The 17,267-nt window shown below is 71.2% G+C and carries 16 protein-coding genes; 7 read left to right on the top strand and 9 right to left on the bottom strand.

The features are described from left to right. Nucleotides 1–186: 186 nt before the first annotated feature. Nucleotides 187–447, bottom strand: coding sequence for an HGxxPAAW family protein (locus tag ACZ6SA_RS07880; RefSeq protein WP_132596035.1), 261 nt, complete (start codon nucleotides 445–447; stop codon nucleotides 187–189). 223 nt (nucleotides 448–670) lie between these two features. Here ACZ6SA_RS07880 and secA point away from each other — a divergent pair, with 223 nt between their 5' ends. Further along, nucleotides 671–3,460 (top strand): preprotein translocase subunit SecA, encoded by a 2,790-nt coding sequence (secA, locus tag ACZ6SA_RS07875; RefSeq protein ID WP_465827120.1) that lies wholly within the window; start codon nucleotides 671–673, stop codon nucleotides 3,458–3,460. Between the two features lie 95 nt (nucleotides 3,461–3,555). On the opposite strand, the gene ACZ6SA_RS07870 is transcribed toward secA, so the two are convergent. The 4 genes from ACZ6SA_RS07870 to ACZ6SA_RS07855 all read right to left on the bottom strand — a co-directional run bounded on the left by ACZ6SA_RS07870 (nucleotide 3,556) and on the right by ACZ6SA_RS07855 (nucleotide 7,617). After that, nucleotides 3,556–4,008, bottom strand: a complete 453-nt coding sequence (locus tag ACZ6SA_RS07870) for an Rv3235 family protein (RefSeq protein WP_347643268.1) — start codon at nucleotides 4,006–4,008, stop codon at nucleotides 3,556–3,558. 205 nt (nucleotides 4,009–4,213) lie between these two features. Next, the gene (locus tag ACZ6SA_RS07865; protein ID WP_347643269.1) at nucleotides 4,214–5,473 is read right to left on the bottom strand and encodes a PTS transporter subunit EIIC; all 1,260 of its coding nucleotides are present in this window, start codon (nucleotides 5,471–5,473) and stop codon (nucleotides 4,214–4,216) included. Between the two features lie 43 nt (nucleotides 5,474–5,516). Continuing rightward, nucleotides 5,517–6,860 (bottom strand): PTS transporter subunit EIIC, encoded by a 1,344-nt coding sequence (locus ACZ6SA_RS07860; RefSeq protein WP_347643270.1) that lies wholly within the window; start codon nucleotides 6,858–6,860, stop codon nucleotides 5,517–5,519. A gap of 31 nt (nucleotides 6,861–6,891) precedes the next feature. After that, nucleotides 6,892–7,617, bottom strand: coding sequence for a GntR family transcriptional regulator (locus ACZ6SA_RS07855; protein WP_347643271.1), 726 nt, complete (start codon nucleotides 7,615–7,617; stop codon nucleotides 6,892–6,894). 124 nt (nucleotides 7,618–7,741) lie between these two features. Here ACZ6SA_RS07855 and ACZ6SA_RS07850 point away from each other — a divergent pair, with 124 nt between their 5' ends. The 6 genes from ACZ6SA_RS07850 to nagZ all read left to right on the top strand — a co-directional run bounded on the left by ACZ6SA_RS07850 (nucleotide 7,742) and on the right by nagZ (nucleotide 12,922). Beyond that, nucleotides 7,742–8,776 (top strand): SIS domain-containing protein, encoded by a 1,035-nt coding sequence (locus ACZ6SA_RS07850; protein WP_347643272.1) that lies wholly within the window; start codon nucleotides 7,742–7,744, stop codon nucleotides 8,774–8,776. Between the two features lie 51 nt (nucleotides 8,777–8,827). Continuing rightward, the gene (locus ACZ6SA_RS07845) at nucleotides 8,828–9,064 is read left to right on the top strand and encodes a PTS sugar transporter subunit IIB (protein ID WP_347643273.1); all 237 of its coding nucleotides are present in this window, start codon (nucleotides 8,828–8,830) and stop codon (nucleotides 9,062–9,064) included. A gap of 10 nt (nucleotides 9,065–9,074) precedes the next feature. Continuing rightward, a complete protein-coding gene (locus ACZ6SA_RS07840) occupies nucleotides 9,075–9,521 on the top strand; it encodes a PTS sugar transporter subunit IIA (RefSeq protein ID WP_347643274.1) in 447 nt (148 codons plus the stop codon). A 113-nt stretch (nucleotides 9,522–9,634) separates the two neighbouring features. Further along, on the top strand, nucleotides 9,635–9,895 hold the full coding sequence (locus ACZ6SA_RS07835) for an HPr family phosphocarrier protein (RefSeq protein ID WP_132596043.1): 261 nt from the start codon (nucleotides 9,635–9,637) through the stop codon (nucleotides 9,893–9,895). Next, nucleotides 9,892–11,559 carry a phosphoenolpyruvate--protein phosphotransferase gene (gene ptsP / locus ACZ6SA_RS07830; protein WP_465827118.1) on the top strand — a complete coding sequence of 556 codons (1,668 nt, stop codon included), beginning with the start codon at nucleotides 9,892–9,894 and terminating at the stop codon, nucleotides 11,557–11,559. The genes ACZ6SA_RS07835 and ptsP overlap by 4 nt, the downstream gene beginning before the upstream one ends. Nucleotides 11,560–11,620: 61 nt before the next feature. Further along, nucleotides 11,621–12,922: a beta-N-acetylhexosaminidase gene (gene nagZ / locus ACZ6SA_RS07825; RefSeq protein ID WP_347643276.1), complete on the top strand. Its 1,302-nt coding sequence runs from the start codon at nucleotides 11,621–11,623 to the stop codon at nucleotides 12,920–12,922. A 46-nt stretch (nucleotides 12,923–12,968) separates the two neighbouring features. Here nagZ and atpB read toward each other — a convergent pair whose 3' ends face one another. The 4 genes from atpB to ACZ6SA_RS07805 all read right to left on the bottom strand — a co-directional run bounded on the left by atpB (nucleotide 12,969) and on the right by ACZ6SA_RS07805 (nucleotide 17,142). Next, nucleotides 12,969–13,781, bottom strand: a complete 813-nt coding sequence (gene atpB / locus ACZ6SA_RS07820) for a F0F1 ATP synthase subunit A (RefSeq protein ID WP_465827116.1) — start codon at nucleotides 13,779–13,781, stop codon at nucleotides 12,969–12,971. Nucleotides 13,782–13,880: 99 nt separating this feature from the next. Further along, complete coding sequence (locus ACZ6SA_RS07815; protein ID WP_347643278.1) at nucleotides 13,881–14,657, bottom strand: ABC transporter permease; 777 nt, start codon at nucleotides 14,655–14,657, stop codon at nucleotides 13,881–13,883. Then, nucleotides 14,654–16,228, bottom strand: a complete 1,575-nt coding sequence (locus ACZ6SA_RS07810) for a DUF1349 domain-containing protein (protein WP_465827115.1) — start codon at nucleotides 16,226–16,228, stop codon at nucleotides 14,654–14,656. The genes ACZ6SA_RS07815 and ACZ6SA_RS07810 overlap by 4 nt, the downstream gene beginning before the upstream one ends. Then, nucleotides 16,225–17,142 (bottom strand): ATP-binding cassette domain-containing protein, encoded by a 918-nt coding sequence (locus ACZ6SA_RS07805; protein WP_465827114.1) that lies wholly within the window; start codon nucleotides 17,140–17,142, stop codon nucleotides 16,225–16,227. Before ACZ6SA_RS07805 ends, ACZ6SA_RS07810 begins: the two co-directional genes overlap by 4 nt. Between the last annotated feature and the right edge of the window lie 125 nt (nucleotides 17,143–17,267).

Genomic DNA, 17,267 nt, shown 5'->3' with positions numbered 1-17,267 from the left:
CAGGGCCTCCAGGCCCTGGCTCACGGACGTGCAGGACGGGCACCCGCAGACCGTTCGGGGTGCGCCGGGGGAGAGCGGGATGGGTAGCGACGTAGGGGGCGCGGGGCGGGACACGCCCGGGGGATCGCTGGAACGAAAAAACGGCGGGCGGCCCACTGGATGGGCGCCCGCCGTGCGAAGCGTACGTCAGCGGTGGTCTTCGGCTCGCATGCCCACGCGCGGAGCGTCGATCACGACGTCGGTGAAGATGTCGAAGACGAGAGCGAGGATGCCGCCCACGACGAACACACCGGCACCGATCCAGACGAGCGTCCAGTTACCGGCGGTCAGCCCGAAGCCGGCCACCACCGTGCCCACCAGCATCACGGTCACCGCCAGCCACGATGATGCGCGCCCGCCGTGGCTGCCAAGATTCTCGGTTTGCTCCGACTTCTTCCCCTCAACCATGACAAATCCTTCCTTTGCCGGTTATCGCGCTATTGGTGCGAGCCGGCTCTCAACCGGCATATCCTCTGCCTTGAGCCCATTCTCCCAGACCAGTCTTGCGCCCTCGTCGGCACGGTGGCTGTGTCTGCTTGCGGAACCACCTACCATGGCAACGGGGAAGTTTGTCTCGGCCTCTCCTCCTGGCGGCGCCGCCGGGGTAGACCTGCGAGGAGCTTTACATAAAGTGGCAGCCATTCTCGACAAGATCCTACGTGCCGGCGAAGGCAAGATCCTACGCAAGCTGAAGCGGTACGCAGACCAGGTCAACTCCATTGAGGACCATTTCACAGGCATGTCCGACGCGGAGTTGCGGGCGATGACGGACGAGTTCCGCAAGCGCCACGCCGAAGGCGAGAGCCTCGACGACCTGCTCCCCGAAGCGTTCGCGACGGTCCGTGAGACGGCCCGCCGGGTGCTCGGCCAGCGACCCTTCGACGTGCAGATCATGGGTGGCGCCAACCTTCACCTGGGCAACATCTCGGAGATGAAGACCGGTGAGGGCAAGACCCTGACCTGCACCCTGCCGAGCTATCTCAACGCGCTGGCCGGTAAGGGCGTGCACGTCGTCACGGTCAACGACTACCTCGCCAAGCGTGACGCCGAGAACATGGGGCGCATCCACCGTTTCCTCGGCCTCGAGGTCGGCTGCATCGTGTCGGGCCAGCAGCCCGACGAGCGCCGCAGACAGTACGAAGCCGACATCACCTACGGCACCAACAACGAGTTCGGCTTCGACTACCTCCGCGACAACATGGCCTGGTCGCTCGACGAGTGCGTGCAGCGCGGCCACTTCTTCGCGGTCGTCGACGAGGTCGACTCGATCCTGATCGACGAGGCCCGCACGCCGCTGATCATCTCCGGCCCTGGCGAGCAGTCGGGCAAGTGGTACAACGAGTTCGCCAAGATCGTGCCCCGCCTGCGCAGGGGTGTCGAGGCGAAGAACCCCGGCGAGGAGAGCACCGGCGACTACGTCGTCGACGAGAAGAAGCGCACGGTCGGCATTCTGGAGTCCGGCGTCGAGAAGGTCGAGGACTGGCTCGGCATCGACAACCTCTACAAGCCGGAGCACACGCACCTCGTCGGCTTCCTGAACAACGCGCTCAAGGCCAAAGAGCTGTTCAAGAAGGACAAGGACTACATCGTCGCCGACGGCGAGGTGCTGATCGTCGACGAGTTCACCGGCCGCATCCTGCACGGCCGCCGCTACAACGAGGGCATGCACCAGGCCATCGAGGCCAAAGAGAGCGTCAAGATCAAGGACGAGAACCAGACGCTCGCCACGGTCACCCTGCAGAACTACTTCCGCCTCTACGAGAAGCTGGCCGGCATGACCGGCACGGCCGTCACCGAGGCCAACGAGTTCAACAAGACCTACAAGCTCAACGTGGTCCCGATCCCGACCAACCGGCCGATGATCCGTAAGGACCAGGCCGACGTGGTCTACAAGACCGAGGACGCCAAGTTCAACGCGGTGGTCGACGACATCAAGGAGCGCTACGAAGCCGGGCAGCCGGTCCTCGTCGGCACGACCTCGGTGGAGAAGTCCGAGCGGTTGTCCAAGGCGCTCAAGCGGCGCGGCGTGCAGCACGAGGTGCTCAACGCGAAGAACCACGCGCGTGAGGCCTCGATCATCGCCGAGGCGGGCCGCAAGGGCGCCGTCACCGTCGCCACCAACATGGCAGGTCGAGGCACCGACATCCAGCTCGGCGGCAATCCCGAGTTCCGCGCCGACCTCGAGCTGCGCCAGCGCGGGCTCGACCCGGTCGAGACGCCGGAGGAGTACGAGAAGGCCTACCCCGAGGCGCTGGAGAAGGCCAAGGCGGCGGTCAAGGCCGAGCACGACGAGGTCACCAAGCTCGGCGGCCTCTACGTCCTGGGCACCGAGCGGCACGAGTCGCGGCGCATCGACAACCAGCTGCGCGGACGCTCCGGCCGCCAGGGCGACCCCGGCGAGTCGCGGTTCTACCTGTCGCTCGGCGACGACCTCATGCGCCTGTTCAACTCGGCCAGGGTCGAGATGATCATGACCAGGCTGCAGATCCCCGACGACCAGCCGATCGAGTCCAACATCGTCTCCAAGGCGATCGCCTCCGCCCAGCACCAGGTCGAGCAGCAGAACTTCGAGATCCGCAAGGAAGTTCTGAAGTACGACGAGGTGATGAACCGCCAGCGCAAGGTCATCTACGCCGAGCGCCTCCGCGTGCTGGAGGGCGCCGACCTGCACGAGCAGGTGCGCGGCTTCATCAGCGACGTGATCGACGGCTACGTCCAGGGCGCCACGACCGAGGGTTTCGCGGAGGAGTGGGACCTCGAGAAGTTGTGGAAGGCGTTCGGCGAGCTCTACCCGGTCCAGGTCACGATCGAGGACATCGTCGAGGAGGCCGGCTCCCGCGAGGAGGTGACCGCCGAGCTGATCAGCGAGCGGATGAAGGCCGACGCGCTGGCCGCGTACACCAGGCGCGAGGAGGAGTTCGGTCCCGAGACCACGCGTGACCTCGAGCGCCGCGTGATCCTCTCGGTGCTCGACCGCAAGTGGCGCGAGCACCTCTACGAGATGGACTACCTGCGCGAAGGCATCGGCATGCGGGCCTACGCGCAGAAGGACCCGCAGATCGAATACCAGCGCGAGGGCTACGAGATGTTCTCCGCGATGCTCGAGGGCATCAAGGAGGACTCCGTCGGCTTCCTGTTCAACCTCGAGGTCGAGGTGCAGGAGAATCCGATCGTCGCCGAAGAGGACGACGCCCTGGCGGAGACCCGTTCGATCATCGCGCGCGGGCTGCGGGGTCCCGAGCGGCCGGCCGAGCTCGAATACTCGGCGCCGGGCGAGCAGGGAGAGGTCGAGCACACCCGGGTGCGCACGACCTCTGCCGAGCGGGCCGCCTACGGCAACGTGGAGCGCAACGCGCCCTGCCCGTGCGGGTCGGGCAAGAAGTACAAGCGCTGCCACGGCGACCCGAAGAACGCCGCCTGACGGTTCCTGCGAAGACCCTCACCTCTCCGGGGTGGGGGTCTTCTGCGCTGTACGGACCCGCACCCTCTTCGGACGGCCGGTTGCGCGCGACCTCGTCAGGCGGTCTCGAAGTCGGTGCAGAGCCATTGGTGGCCGCGCCGTTCCAGGCGGGCGGCGAGCACGTGGTCGCGCTCGCCGCAGTGCACGACCACGCACATCTCCAGGGCGCCTTCCCTGGGTTCGGTCACGTGCGGCCTCCCGGCGAACGGGGGGCGGCTGGCCGCGATCATCCGCCCGGCCCTGACGAGGTCCCGGTAGGCCCGCTCGGTGAGCCGGCCGGCCAGCGTCTCGGGCGGGCGGCGGCCGGTGAGCACCTCCGCCAGGGCCTGCCCCAGATGGCGTAGCCTGCGCTCGTCCGGGGCCGCCCCAGGTGCTCCCCACACCAGGGGACGCGCGTCCAGGGCCAGGGCTCCGTGGGTCCGGGACGCCGCGCCGCCCGCCCCGCGCCGCCCGTCGTCGTAGGGCGGCTCGGGGGCGGGGGCGATGCCGACGTGGGGCAGTGCGGACACGCATCCTCCAGGTGCTCGGGCGGAGAAACAAACGTCATAAGGAGTTTTCGGCCCGGCCCAGGAATACAGCGGTCACCAGCTTCCCGAGGCTGGGGTCGCTTCTTGTCCCGCTGTGCGAAGAAGGTCCTCCGGAGCTGGATCCCCCTCGTCGGGGGCTGTGCGCCGTTTCGGGCGCGGAGCGGCGTACGCATCGGCCGTCCTGAACTCAGGCCGGTTCGCGGCCGGGCGTGGGGAGGTTCAGGGAGCGGATCAGTACGGTGAACAGCACGTAGTAGAGCACCAGGTACACCAGCCCGAACCCGACGATCAACCCCAGCTCGTGCGTGTTGGACTTGCCGGCGTTCAGCAGCAGGTCGATGGCGCCGCCGGAGAACGTGAACCCGAGGCGCGCCCCCAGCTCGGCCATCAGCGCCATCGACAGGCCGGTCAGGAGCGCGTGCACGCCGAACAGGATCGGCGCCACGAAGATGAAGGCGAACTCCAGGGGCTCCGTGATGCCGGTGACGAAGGCCGTCAGGCCGGCGGAGAGCATGATGCCGCCGACGGCCTGGCGGCGGGCGGGGTCGGCGGCCCGCCACATGGCCAGGGCGGCGCCCAGGAGGCCGAACATCATGACGGGGAAGAACCCGGTCATGAAGATGCCGGCGCCCTGCTCGCCGGCGAAATAGCAGTTGAGGTCCCCGGCCGCGTCCCTGGTCGCGCCGTTCACGCCCGCGCGGCACTCCGGCAGGGTGAACCAGACGATGGTGTTGAGCACGTGGTGCAGGCCGAGGGGGATGAGCAGGCGGTTGGCCACGCCGTAGATGCCGGTGCCGACGGTGCCGTGGGCGGACAGCCAGTCGCCCGCCTGCGCCAGCCAGTCGCCGATCGGCCGCCACAGCAGGCCGAAGGCGACGCCGAGGAGGAGGGCGACGACCGCGGTGATGATGGGTACGGAGCGGCGCCCGCCGAAGAAGGCCAGCCACGAGGGCGGTTTGAGCCGGTGGAACCGCTGCCAGAGCAGGGCGGCGGTGATGCCGATGAGGATGCCGCCGAGGACCCCGGTCGGGTTCTGCGCTCCGAGGTCGAGTGCGGGGGTGCCGTCGCGCAGCAGCACCGTCACCTTGTCGTGGACGGCGCCCTGGCCGGCGTCGAAGAAGAGGGTCTTGGTCACCCGGTCGAAGACGAGGTAGCCGACGACGGCGGCGAGCGCGGTGCTGCCGTCGGACTTGCGGGCGAAGCCGATGGCCACACCCACGGCGAACAGCAGCGGCAGGTTGTCGAAGAGGGCGCCGCCCGCCGCGGCGAGCACGCCGGCCACCGGGAGGAGCCAGGGCAGGACGCCGCCCAGGCCGCCGGCGCCCAGGAGGTCGTCCTGGCCGAAGCGGAGGAGCAGGCCCGCGGCGGGGAGCACCGCGATGGGCATCATGAGCGAGCGTCCCACGCGCTGCAGCCCGCCGAACACCGACGACCAGCCAGGGCTCATGACGGTGGTCCCCCCACATCGCTCACGGGGGTCGCGGGGATTACTACCCCGGGGCGGATCGCGGGGAACCGGCGCCGGTCTCGCCGGAGTCGACGTCCGGTTCGGGTTCCCGGCCGGGTGTCAGGATGTTGAGCCTGCGGATCAGGAACGTGAAGACGACGTAGTAGAGCACGCCGTAGACGGCGCCCAGGGCGAGGATGCCGGGTAAGTTCTCGGTGTTGGACTTGCTGGCGTTCAGCAGCAGGTCGAGCAGGCCGGCGGAGAAGCCGAAGCCCAGCTGCCCGCCGATCAGCGTGGTCAGCGCCATGGCCAGGCCGGTCAGGATCGCGTGCACCACCAGGAGCAGCGGCGCCACGAAGATGAAGGCGAACTCGATCGGCTCCGTGATTCCGGTGACGAACGACGCCAGCGCCGCCGACAACATGATGCCGCCCACGCTGGCCCGCCGGTGCGGCGGCGCGGCGCGCCACATGGCCAGGGCGGCGGCGGGCAGGGCGAACATCATGATGGGGAAGAAGCCGGCCATGAACTGGCCCGCGTGCGCCGCGCCGCCGAAATAGCAGTTCCAGTCGCCGCCCAGCAGCTGGCCGCCGACGTCGCACTGCGGCACCACGTGCCAGACGACGGAGTTGGCGAAGTGGTGCAGGCCGAGGGGGATGAGCAGGCGGTTGATCAGCCCGTAGATACCGGTGCCGATGGGGCCGATCGCGGTGAGGGCCTCGCCCGCGTGCCGGATCCACTCGCCGAGCACCGGCCAGAGCCAGCCGAAGAGCACGCCGATGAGCAGCGCCACGATGGCGATGATGATCGGTACGAACCTGCGCCCGCCGAAGAACGCCAGCCACGACGGCAGCTTGATGCGGTGGAACCGCTGCCAGAGCAGGGCCGCGACCAGGCCCATGACGATGCCGCCGAGGACCTGGGTGGGGTTCTGCATGCCGTAGTTGATGATCTCGACGACGCCCTGGTCCTGGACCTCCTTGATCGCGACGGTGTCGCGGATGTCGGAGCCGAAGAACATCACCTTCGTCACCCGGTCGAAGACCAGGTAGCCGACCATGGCGGAGAGCGCGGTGCTGCCGTCGGACTTGCGGGCGAAGCCGATGGCCACGCCCACGGCGAACAGCAGGGGCAGGTTCTCCAGCAGCGCGCCGCCGGCCGCGGCCAGGACCTCGGCCACCTGGCCCACCCAGGCGAATCCCGCCACGTCCGCGAGGCCGCCGGGTTCGGCGCCGTTCGAGCCGAGCATGTCGGGCTGGCCGACGCGGAGCAGCAGGGCCGCCGCGGGCAGGGCGGCGATGGGCAGCATCAGGGAGCGGCCCAGCCGCTGGAGCACGGTCATCACGCGGGCGCCCGGCGAGGGCCGGGCGGCGGTGGTCTCGTTCACCGGGCGTTCCTCCGGGGGTGGGGGCCGACCCTCAGGGCTCGAGTATGGTGCGCAGCTGGTAGCGGTCGGCGCGGTAGGTGGACACGCCCAGCTCCGCGCAGACGCCACCGGCGAACGACCTGCGCTGGAGCAGCAGCACGGCCCCGCCGCGCGGCAGTTTCAGCAGGTCGGCGTCGCTCGGGTCGGCGATGCCGCCGTCGATGGTGAGCTCGCCGGCGTCCATGACGAGACCGTAGCGGCTCTCCAGCAGCTCATACAGTGATTTGTCGGACAAGTCGTGGTCGGCTAGACCGGGGGCGAGCTTGACCGGGATGTGCGCCCGCTCGATGGACAGCGGCTCCCCGTCGGCCGTGCGCAGGCGCTCGATGAAGTGCACCTCCTCGCCCGGCTGGATGCCCAGCTCCTTGGCCAGGTGGGCGCTGGCGCGCACGATCCTCCTGTCGAGGTCGCGCGAGCCGGGGATCATGCCGCGGGCCCTCATGTCGTCGGTGAACGAGGTCAGCTGCAGCGCCAGCTCGATCTTGGGCCGGGCCACGAACGTGCCCTTGCCGGGGACGCGGTGCAGGCGCCCCTCGGAGACGAGGTGGTCGACCGCCTGCCGTACGGTCATTCTGGACAGGCCGAAACGCTGGCAGAGCTCGCGCTCGGAGGGGATGGCGGCGCCGATGCTGAGCTCGTCGCTGTCGATGAGGTCCAGCAGGATCTCGCGAAGCTGGAAGTATTTGGGCACCGGGCTGTCCGGATCGATGTGCGCCACGGATCCTCCTCTCGAACCGACCAGGGCAATGAGTTATGGTTCGTACTGGTCTAGTCCGGACTAGACCACATGTCGTAAAAGACGGTCAAGTCTAAGCCCCACGGATTTGAGGGATGAGCCCGAGATGACGACGAAGATGCGCCGCGAGATCGCCCAGCAGCCGGCCGCGCTGCAGGCCACGCTGGACGCCCTGCTCCCGAGGGTCGACGAAGTGCGCGCGGTGGGCGAGCACGCGAAGCAACTGCTGTTCATCGCGCGCGGCACCTCTGACAACGCGGCGGTGTACGGGCGCTACCTCGTCGAGTCGCACGCGGGCCGCCTGTCGGCGCTGGCCGCGCCGTCGATCGCGACGACGTACAAGCGCCGGCTCGACCTTGACGGCGTGCTGGCCGTGGCCATCTCGCAGTCAGGGCGTACGGAGGAGATCGTCGAGACGCTGGCGTGGGCGAAGGACTGCGGGGCGAGGACGGTCGGCGTCACCAACGGCGGCGCGGACAGCCCGCTGGCCCAGGCCGCCGACGTGGCCCTCTGCACGGTGGCCGGCGAGGAGGAGGCCGTGCCGGCGACCAAGACCTACACCACCCAGCTCGCCGCGCTGGCCGTGCTCGCGCTGGGTCTCGGCGCCGACGTGGACGTGGCGGAGCTGCGGCGGGTGCCCGAGGCCGTGGAGAAGCTCATCGCGGCACCTGGCGACCTCGACGCTCTCGTCGAAGGGCTGCTGGACAAGCCGGGCGTCGTGGTGTCGGGTCGCGGGCTGGCGTTCTCCACGGCTCTGGAGACCGCGCTGAAGCTCAAGGAGGCCTGCTACCTGCACGCCATGGGGCTGTCGTACGCCGACCTGCTGCACGGGCCCATCGCCGTGGTCGACGCCGACACCCCCGCGCTGCTGGTCGCCTCCGAGAACAGCCCCACCCTGCCCGGTACGGTCGCCCTGGCCGAGCGGGTGGTGGCCGCGGGGGCGGCGGCGTACACGATCGGGGGCGGCGAGGCGCTCGCGCGGGCGGGCACGGCCGCGCTCAACGGTCCCGACCTGCCCGAGTGGGTCGCGCCCATGGGCCTGATCGTGCCGGGGCAGCTGCTCACCGAGGCGCTCGCCCGCAGGCTCGGCGTCGACCCCGACGCGCCGCGCGGCCTCAACAAGGTCACTCAGACGGACTGATCACAAAGCGTCGTCTAGCCTGGTCGGAGTGTTAGCGCAAGGGAGGACCGGATGGCGGCTGACGTCAACGCGATCATCGCGGCGCTCGGCGGTGCCGGCAACATCATCGAGATAGAGCCCTGCATCACCCGGTTGCGTACGGAGGTGCGCGACGCGTCCATGGTCGACCAGGCGGCGCTCAGGGCGGCGGGCGCGCACGGCGTGATGGCCGCGGGCAACGTGGTCCAGGTCGTCGTCGGGCCGGAGGCGGACACGATCGCCAGCGACATCGAGGACATCATCGGCTGAGGGCGAGGTCATGACGACTGTTCTCGCCCCGGTCGAGGGGGCGGCCGTGGGGTTGGCCGCGGTGCCCGATCCGGTGTTCTCCGCGGGCATGGTGGGGCCGGGAACGGCGATCGATCCGCTCAGAGGGCCGGGCAAGGCCGTTGCTCCCATAGCGGGAAAAATCATGAAACTGCATCCGCATGCGTACGTCATCGTGGGGGACGACGGCAGAGGCGTGCTGGTGCACTTGGGCATCGACACGGTCCAGCTCAAGGGCGAGGGGTTCCGGCTGCTGGCGACCGAGGGCGACAGGGTGCGCGCCGGCCAGGCGGTGGTGGCGTGGGACCCGTCGGCCGTCGAGGCGGGCGGACGCTCGCCGGTCTGCCCGGTGGTCGCGTTGGACGCGCTCTCCGATGCGGTGACCGGGGTCGCACGGGGCAGGGTGCAGGCAGGAGACGAGCTGTTCATATGGGAATAGACCCGCTGCCAAGGCGTCACAATAGGCATGCCGCTGATCCGACCCCGATCGGCAGGCGCCGTACGAACCCGGGTCCGGCTGGTCCGGACCAGCGCAGAAGGAGGAAGAAGCAGATGGGTGAGCGCAAGGTCACCGTAGCGGCGGAGGTGGGGCTGCACGCCCGTCCCGCGGCGACGTTCGTGCAGCGGGCCAAACAGGCTCCGATGGACATCGCGGTGGCGAAGGCCCACGGCGGCGACCCCGTCAACGGCAAGAGCATTCTCGCGATCATGGGGCTCGACGTCCGCCAGGGCGAGACCGTCGTGATCTCCGCGGAGGGCGAGGGCTCGGAAGAGGTGCTCGACGAACTGGCAGAGATCGCCGGTAAGCCATGAATCTGCGGGGGGTGGGGGTCAGCCCGGGCATCGGGCACGGCCCCGCGTACGTACTGACCGCCTCCGTGCCCGAACCCCCCGAGGGCGCCACCTACACCGGTGAGGCGGAGCAGGAGAAGGAGCGCGCGATGGCCGCGCTCACCCGGGTCGCGGGCGAGCTGGAGGCCCGCGGCAACCAGGCGGGCGGCGAGGCGGAGGAGATCCTCAAAGCTCAGGCGCTGATGGCCGAGGACCCCGGCCTGGTCGTGAAGGTGCGCTCCCTGATCGACCGCGGGCTGGCCGCGCCGAGAGCGGTCTACGAAGCTTTCACGAAATATCGGGACGTGCTTGCCGGCTCCGGCGGATACCTGGGCGAGCGGGCCGCCGACCTCAACGACATCAGGGACCGCGTCGTCGCGCTCCTCTACGGGCACGCGATGCCAGGGCTGCCCGCCGCGCCGGCGGAGCCGTACGTGCTGGTCGCCCGGGACCTCGCGCCCGCCGACACCGCGCTGCTGTCCAGGGGCGACGTCGCCGCTTTCGTCACCGAGGAGGGCGGCCCCACCAGCCACACCGCGATCATCGCCAGGGCGATGGGCGTGCCCGCCGTCGTGGCCTGCCCGGGCGCGACCACCATCCGGCAGGGCGTGCGGGTGATGGCCGACGGCGGCTCGGGCGAGGTGCGCCTGGAGCCGGCCGAGTCCGACGTGGCCGAGGCCGTCGGCGCCGCGACGGCCAGGCAGGCCGCGGTGTCCGAGGCGGAGGGCCCCGGCCGGACAGCCGACGGCCACCTCGTTCCGCTTTTCGCGAACATCGGCAGCCCGGCCGACCTGGCCGCCGCCCGGGAGGCGGGGGCCGAGGGCATCGGCCTCTACCGGACCGAGTTCCTCTTCCTCGACCGCGCCGAGGCGCCGTCCGCCGCGGAGCAGCGGCGCGCCTACCAGGCGGCGCTGGAGGCGTTCCCCGGCGGCAAGGTCGTCGTCAGGACGCTCGACAGCGGCGCGGACAAACCGCTGGCGTTCCTGCCCTCCACCACAGAGCCGAACCCGGCGCTGGGCGAGCGGGGCCTGCGCGCGTTCCGCAAGTTCCCCGAGGTGCTGGAGGCACAGCTCGGCGCGCTGGCCGAGGTCGCGACCGACGACCTCATGGTGATGGCGCCCATGGTGGCCACGGCCGAGGAGAGCCACTGGTTCGCGCAGCGGTGCCGGGCCAAGGGGCTGCGCGGGGTGGGCGTGATGATCGAGATCCCGTCCGCCGCGCTGCGGGCCAAGGATCTGCTCGCCCCCGTGGGCTTCGTCTCGGTCGGGACCAACGACCTGTCCCAGTACGCCTACGCCGCCGACCGCCAGCTCGGCGCCGTGAGCGCGCTCCAGGACCCGTGGCAGCCCGCGCTGCTCGACCTGGTCGCCATGGCCGCGCACGCCGCCCACGACGTGGGCAAGCCGTGCGGGATCTGCGGGGAGTCGGCCGCCGACCCGGCGCTGGCGTGCGTGCTCGTCGGCCTGGGGGCGACGACGTTGTCGATGAGGGCCGGGGCGCTGCCCGCCGTACGCGCCGGGCTGGCCGCGCACACCCTGCAGCAGTGCACGTTCGCGGCCGAGGCGGCGCGGGAGCAGACGACGGCGGGTGCCGCGCGTGCGGCGGCTCGCGTGCACCTTCCCGAACTCGCCAGGCTGGGGCTCTGACGGGAGGACGGGCCGCGGGCGTGCGGCCAGGCCGGGTCGTCGCACGGATACCTTAGGAGGCATGCCTCACTCCCCTCGACGCATCGCAACGGCAGGCATCCTGACGATCGCGCTCGCCGCGTGCGCCGGTGGCGGCGGTTCGGCGGGCACGACACCGCCGGGGAGTAAGGCGGCGCCGCCCACGCGGTCCACCCCCCAGCGCCCGCCCCAGACGCCGGACAAGCCCGATCCCGTCAAGAGCGCGCTGGCCGGGATGAGCGTCGCGGAGAAGGTGGGCCAGCTGTTCATGCCCGTTCTCTACGGCACCTCCGCCTCCTCGGTGTCGGGGGAGAACCACGCCCGCTACGGCGCCCAGACCCCGGCCAAGGTGATCAGGAAATACCACCTCGGGGGCGTGATCCTCTTCCCGCAGAACGTCAGGAGCTCCCGCCAGGTCGTCGATCTCACCAACGGCATGCAGCGCGCGGCCAAGGGCGTTCCCCTCCTGGTGGCCACCGACCAGGAGAACGGCCCGGTGTCGCGGATGTCTGCGCTCATGACCGACTTCCCCGGCGCGGGCGAGATCGGCGCGAAGAAGGACCCGTCGCTGTCGCGGGCCGTGGCCGCGGCCACCGGCCGGGAGTTGCGGGCGCTCGGCGTCAACCTCGACTTCGCGCCCGTCGCCGACGTCAACGTCAACCCGGGAAACCCCGTGATCGGCAGGCGGGCCTTCGGTGACGACCCGAAGAAGGTGGCCAAGATGGTCTCGGCGGCGGTCAAGGGCTTCGACGACGCGAAGGTCGCCGCCACGGCCAAACACTTCCCCGGCCACGGCGACACGACCGTCGACAGCCACAGCGGGCTGCCCGTGATCAAGCACACCAGGGCCGAATGGGAGCGGATCGACGCGCCGCCGTTCAAGGCCGCGATCGCCGCGGGCGTGGACGCCGTGATGAGCGCCCACATCGTCTTCCCCAAGCTCGACCCGTCGGGGGACCCGGCGACGCTGTCCAAGCCCATCCTCACCGGCCTGCTGCGGGAGAAGCTGGGCTTCAAGGGCGTGATCTCCACCGACGCGCTCAACATGGGCGGGGCGCGCACGAAGTACGACGACGGCGAGGTGGCGGTCCGTGCCGTGCTGGCCGGCGCCGACCTGCTGCTCATGCCCAACGACCTGCCCGAGGCCCACCGGGCGGTGCTGGCGGCGGTGAAGTCGGGCCGCATCTCCGAGCAGCGGCTCGACCAGTCGGTCACCAGGCTGCTCACGCTCAAGCAGTCGAAGGGCCTGCTGGCCGAGGCCCCCGTCGCCTCCGCCGAGGAGGCGGCCCGCGTGCTGCGCTCCGCCGAGCACCGCAAGCTGGCCGCCCGGGTCTCCGGCGGCTGACGCCCGGCCCTCGATCGGTGAGCGCCCGATGACCCCGTCGCTGGAGCTAGTGCGAGCCGCGTAGCCCGCTGGCGATGAACATCGCGGCCAGGATGGCGAACAGGAATGCCTGCAGAAACTGGATGAACATCTCGAACGCGGTCATCACGATCGTCACCAGCACGCCGACGACGCCGATGCCCGCGCCCAGCGGCGTGAGCCGCTCGAACAGGAACCAGAAGCCCACCGAGCTGAAGAAGGCGACGATGATGTGGCCGGCGAACATGTTCGCGAACAACCGCACGAAATGCGTGAACAGCGACGTGATGAACACCTCTGCCAGGATCATCGGGGTGTAGAGCCCGTACGCCCAGCCGGGCAGGCCCTCCAGGTGCACGATGCCCCTCAGGTAGCCGCGCAGGCCGTGGTGCCTGACGCCGAGGTAGAGCTTGATCCCGTAGACGGTGAGCGCCAGCACCAGGGGGAAGGCGATGTGCGCGGAGACGGGGAACTGAACGAACGGGACGATGCCCATCAGGTTCCAGACGAGCACGGTCAGGAAGATCGTGAGGAGCAGGCCCATCCACCGGTCGGAGTCCTGGCCGAGGTTGGGCTTGGCGATCTGCTCCCGTACGAACATGTAGACGTACTCGCCGAGGTTCTGGCGCCCGCGTGGCACGACTCTCGGCCGGGCGAACGCGGCCCAGCACAGGGCGATGACGATGGCCGAGCTGAGCAGGGCGATCAGCACCGGCTTGGTGAACCAGTGCGGCCCGCCGGGGAGGATCGGCGCGAACTCGAAGAGTTCGGGTCCGGGGGCCTGCCACTGGCCGGGGGAGGGATTCGGGCTGCTGGAGGTGATCAGGATCGTCGTCCGCACGGCGGTCCTTTCCGGGTAGCGTCCTAACGCTGGAAAATCACCCTAGCGATCGAAAATACGGGCATTTATGGGTGGTTCCGTTCGGTCCCGAAACCGCGGTCAGGCGTCGCGCCGGCCCAGCAGCAGCCCGCCGGCCAGCAGCGCGGCCGCCGCCCACGCGGCGAGCACGCCCAGCCCCGCCCACGGGCCGAGCGGCAGGCCGGCGGCGTCGGTGGTGGCCTGGACCGCGAGCCCGGCGCTGGCCGGCGACAGCTGCCAGAGCAACCGCTGCGTCCCCTCGTCGGCGACCATCCGTACGGCGAGCGGGAACAGGTAGAGCAGTCCCAGCACGCTGCCCGTGGCCGCGGCGGAGTCTCGTACGGCGGTGGCGAGGCCCAGGCTGAGCAGGGCGATCAGCGCCAGATAGAGCACGGACCCGGCGGCGGCGCGCAGCGTCGGGCCGTCGGCCGGCGACAGCGGCGGGTAGCCGTGGGCCGGGGTGAACCCGCTGCCGGGGAGCAGCAGCCGCCCGGCCAGCACCGACCCCAGCACGCCGGCGGTCCCCGCGGCCAGCGTCAGGCCGGTGAGCACGGTGGCCTTGGCGGCCAGGACGGTGGTGCGGCGCGGCATCGCGACGAGGCTGGTGCGGATCATGCCCGTGCCGTACTCGCCGCACACCATCAGCACGGCCAGCAGCGCCACCGTCGCCTGGCCGAGCTGGACGCCCTGCAGGCCGATCCTGGCGGCGTCGTGGCCGCAGCCCGCCGACGCGCACGTCACGGAGGAGGCCGCCACAGCGCTCAGCGCCACCGTCAGCACCGCCGTCCCGGCCAGCAGCCACCCGGGCCCCGGCGCGGTGCGCAGCTTCGTCCACTCCGCGTACACGGCGTGTCTCATACGTCGCTCCCGCGCAGCCGGTACGCGGCCACGGCGAGGGCGGCGGCGGTGTAGCCGCACAGGACGGCGAAGCCGGCCCACGGCGCCAGCGGGTAGTAGCCGGCCACCGGCGCGTAGTGGGCGATCACCTGCGGATATTCGGGCACGCTCTGCTGGATCGCGAACCCGGCCGCGGGCGTGATCCGCAGCAGCCACTCCGACACGCTCTCCGGCAGGAAGGACAGGATCGCGAGCACGTACGGGACGAGGGTGGCCGCGACGGCCACGATGACCGCCGTCGCGCTGCGCCGGAACAGCGCGCCGAGCGCCAGGCCGAGGACGGCGGCCACGGCCAGCAGCGCGGCGACGCCAGCGATCACGCGCAGCTCGGTGAGCAGGGGGACCGGCTGGGTGAAGACGCCGTTGCCGCTCAGGATGCGCCGCCCGGCCGGCAGCGTGACGCCGGCGGCGGCCAGCCCGGCGAGGAACGTCACCGAGCCGACCACCACGGCCTTGGCCGCCAGCACCCGGCCCCGTCGCGGGCTGGCCAGCATCGTGGTGTGGATCAGCCGCCGCCGGTACTCGGCGGTCACGAACAGCACCCCCACGACGATCACCGCGATCAGCCCCGCCATCGCGCCGGTCAGCGTGCGCTCGACGGTGCTCCCGCCCGTGAGGGGCGCGACGTCCCCGACTCCGGTGACGGCGAACGTGCCGCCGGAGCGCTCCAGCCTGCCCGGGTGATGGGGCGTCACGCCGTCGAGGTCCATCGTGACTCCGATGTCGTCGCTCTTCCACGTGCCGCCGGTGCCGGCGCCGCGCACGCTGACCCGGTCGGCGACGGCGGTGGCCTCCGCGAAGCGGGACGCCGCGATGGACCCGCCGGCGGCGTTCGGCGAGATCGTCAGGTCACCGGGGGAGGCGGCGAACAGCCCGATGCGGACCTGCGCCGGCAACCCCTCCAGGCGGGCGGTGCCGACCCGGGTCCACCGCCTGCCGTCGGGTGACTCCTCGCCGGTGATCGTGTCACCCAACCGGGTGAGCCGCAGCCAGCGCGGGGATCGCGGCGAGACGCCGCCGGGGCGGCCGGCGACGTCCTCGGTGAAGTCGTGCTGCATGCGCACGCCGTGGCCGCCGGTGACCATCACGGCCGCGTAGGAGGCGCCCTGCTCCGTGCTCTCCTTGATCATGAGGCCGGCCTTGGCCCAGGGCACGACACCTTCGACCACGTTCCTGACGCCAGGGGTGGCGTCGGGCTTGCGGATCTGGCCGGTCATGGAGGTGACGCGCGCGGTGATGGCGCCGTCGCCGTCCAGCGGCTGGTGGACGAAGAAGAACCGGTCCTCCACAGCCTGGCCGCCAGGGCCCAGCGGAGGGACGGGACAGGGCACCTCCACCGGCCCCTTGCTGCAGGAGGCGTGGCTGCCCGCGGCGAACGACAACCCGAGGCCCACGACGAGCAGCGCCCCGGTCGCCACGCCGGCCCCCCACCCGCGAACGGTGCGGAACTTGGTCCACTCGGCGCGTACGAGCTGCCAGAACCCGTCCCGCCCGGCTCGCAGGTCCGAGCGGTAGGGGGTGACGGCGGTCATCGCGCGGCCCCCCGGTGGTCGACCGCGTCCCTGGTCAGGTCGAGGTACGCCTCCTCCAGCGTCGCCCGGTGGGCGCTCACCTCGGAGAACGGCACGGACTGGTCGCCGAGCAGCCGTACGACGTGCTCGGCGGCCAGCCCCGCGACGGTGAGCGTGTCACGTCCGGTGACGGTCACCGTGGCGCCCGCTCCGGCCAGCGCCGACATCGCGGGCTCCCGTGCCGTCGTGCGGACCGTGACCTGGCCGCCGGACGCGGCCGCGATCAGGTCGGCCACGCTGGTGTCCGCGACCACCCGGCCCCGGCCGGCCACCACGAGGTGGCCGGCGGTGTCCTGCAGCTCGCTCATCAGGTGGCTGGACACCAGCACGGCCCGCCCTTCGGCGGCCAGCGACCGCAGCAGCCCGCGGATCCACACGATGCCCTCGGGGTCGAGGCCGTTGAACGGCTCGTCCAGCATGAGCATCGGCGGATCGCCCAGCAGCGCCGCGGCGATCCCCAGCCGCTGGCGCATGCCCAGCGAGAACCCGCCCGCGCGGCGTCTCGCCGCGGCGGCCAGCCCGACCCGCGCCAGCAGCGCGTCGGCCCGGCCGGCGCCCAGCCCTTGGGAGCGGGCCAGCCACAACAGGTGGTCGCGCGCGGTGCGGCTCGGTTGCAGCGCACCGGCGTCGAGCAGCGCGCCGACGTGCAGCAAGGGGGTGCGCAGGCTCCGGTACGGCCGCCCGCCGACCAGTGCCCTGCCCTCGTCGGCGGTGTCCAGGCCGAGCACCACCCGCATGGTGGTGGACTTGCCCGCACCGTTGGGGCCGACGAAACCGGTGACCTGGCCCGGCCGTACGGTGAACGACATCCCGTCCAGAGCCTGGGTCGCGCCGAACCGCTTGCGCAGCCCGGAGACTTCGATGGTTGCTTCCACGCCAGGCAGACTAGGCAGCGGGCCCCGTGCCGGTCGTCACGCGACGGAGCCATCTCCGACCTCCCTGACGCCCGCTACGGCCCGTCCCTCGTACGAGGGATGGCGGCGGGCCGCTCGACGGTGAC

It is taken from the genome of Nonomuraea sp. NPDC049378 (genome assembly GCF_055586745.1).
The sequence above is the reverse complement of the archived record's forward strand: the minus strand, read 5'-3'. Positions and strand labels throughout refer to the sequence as shown.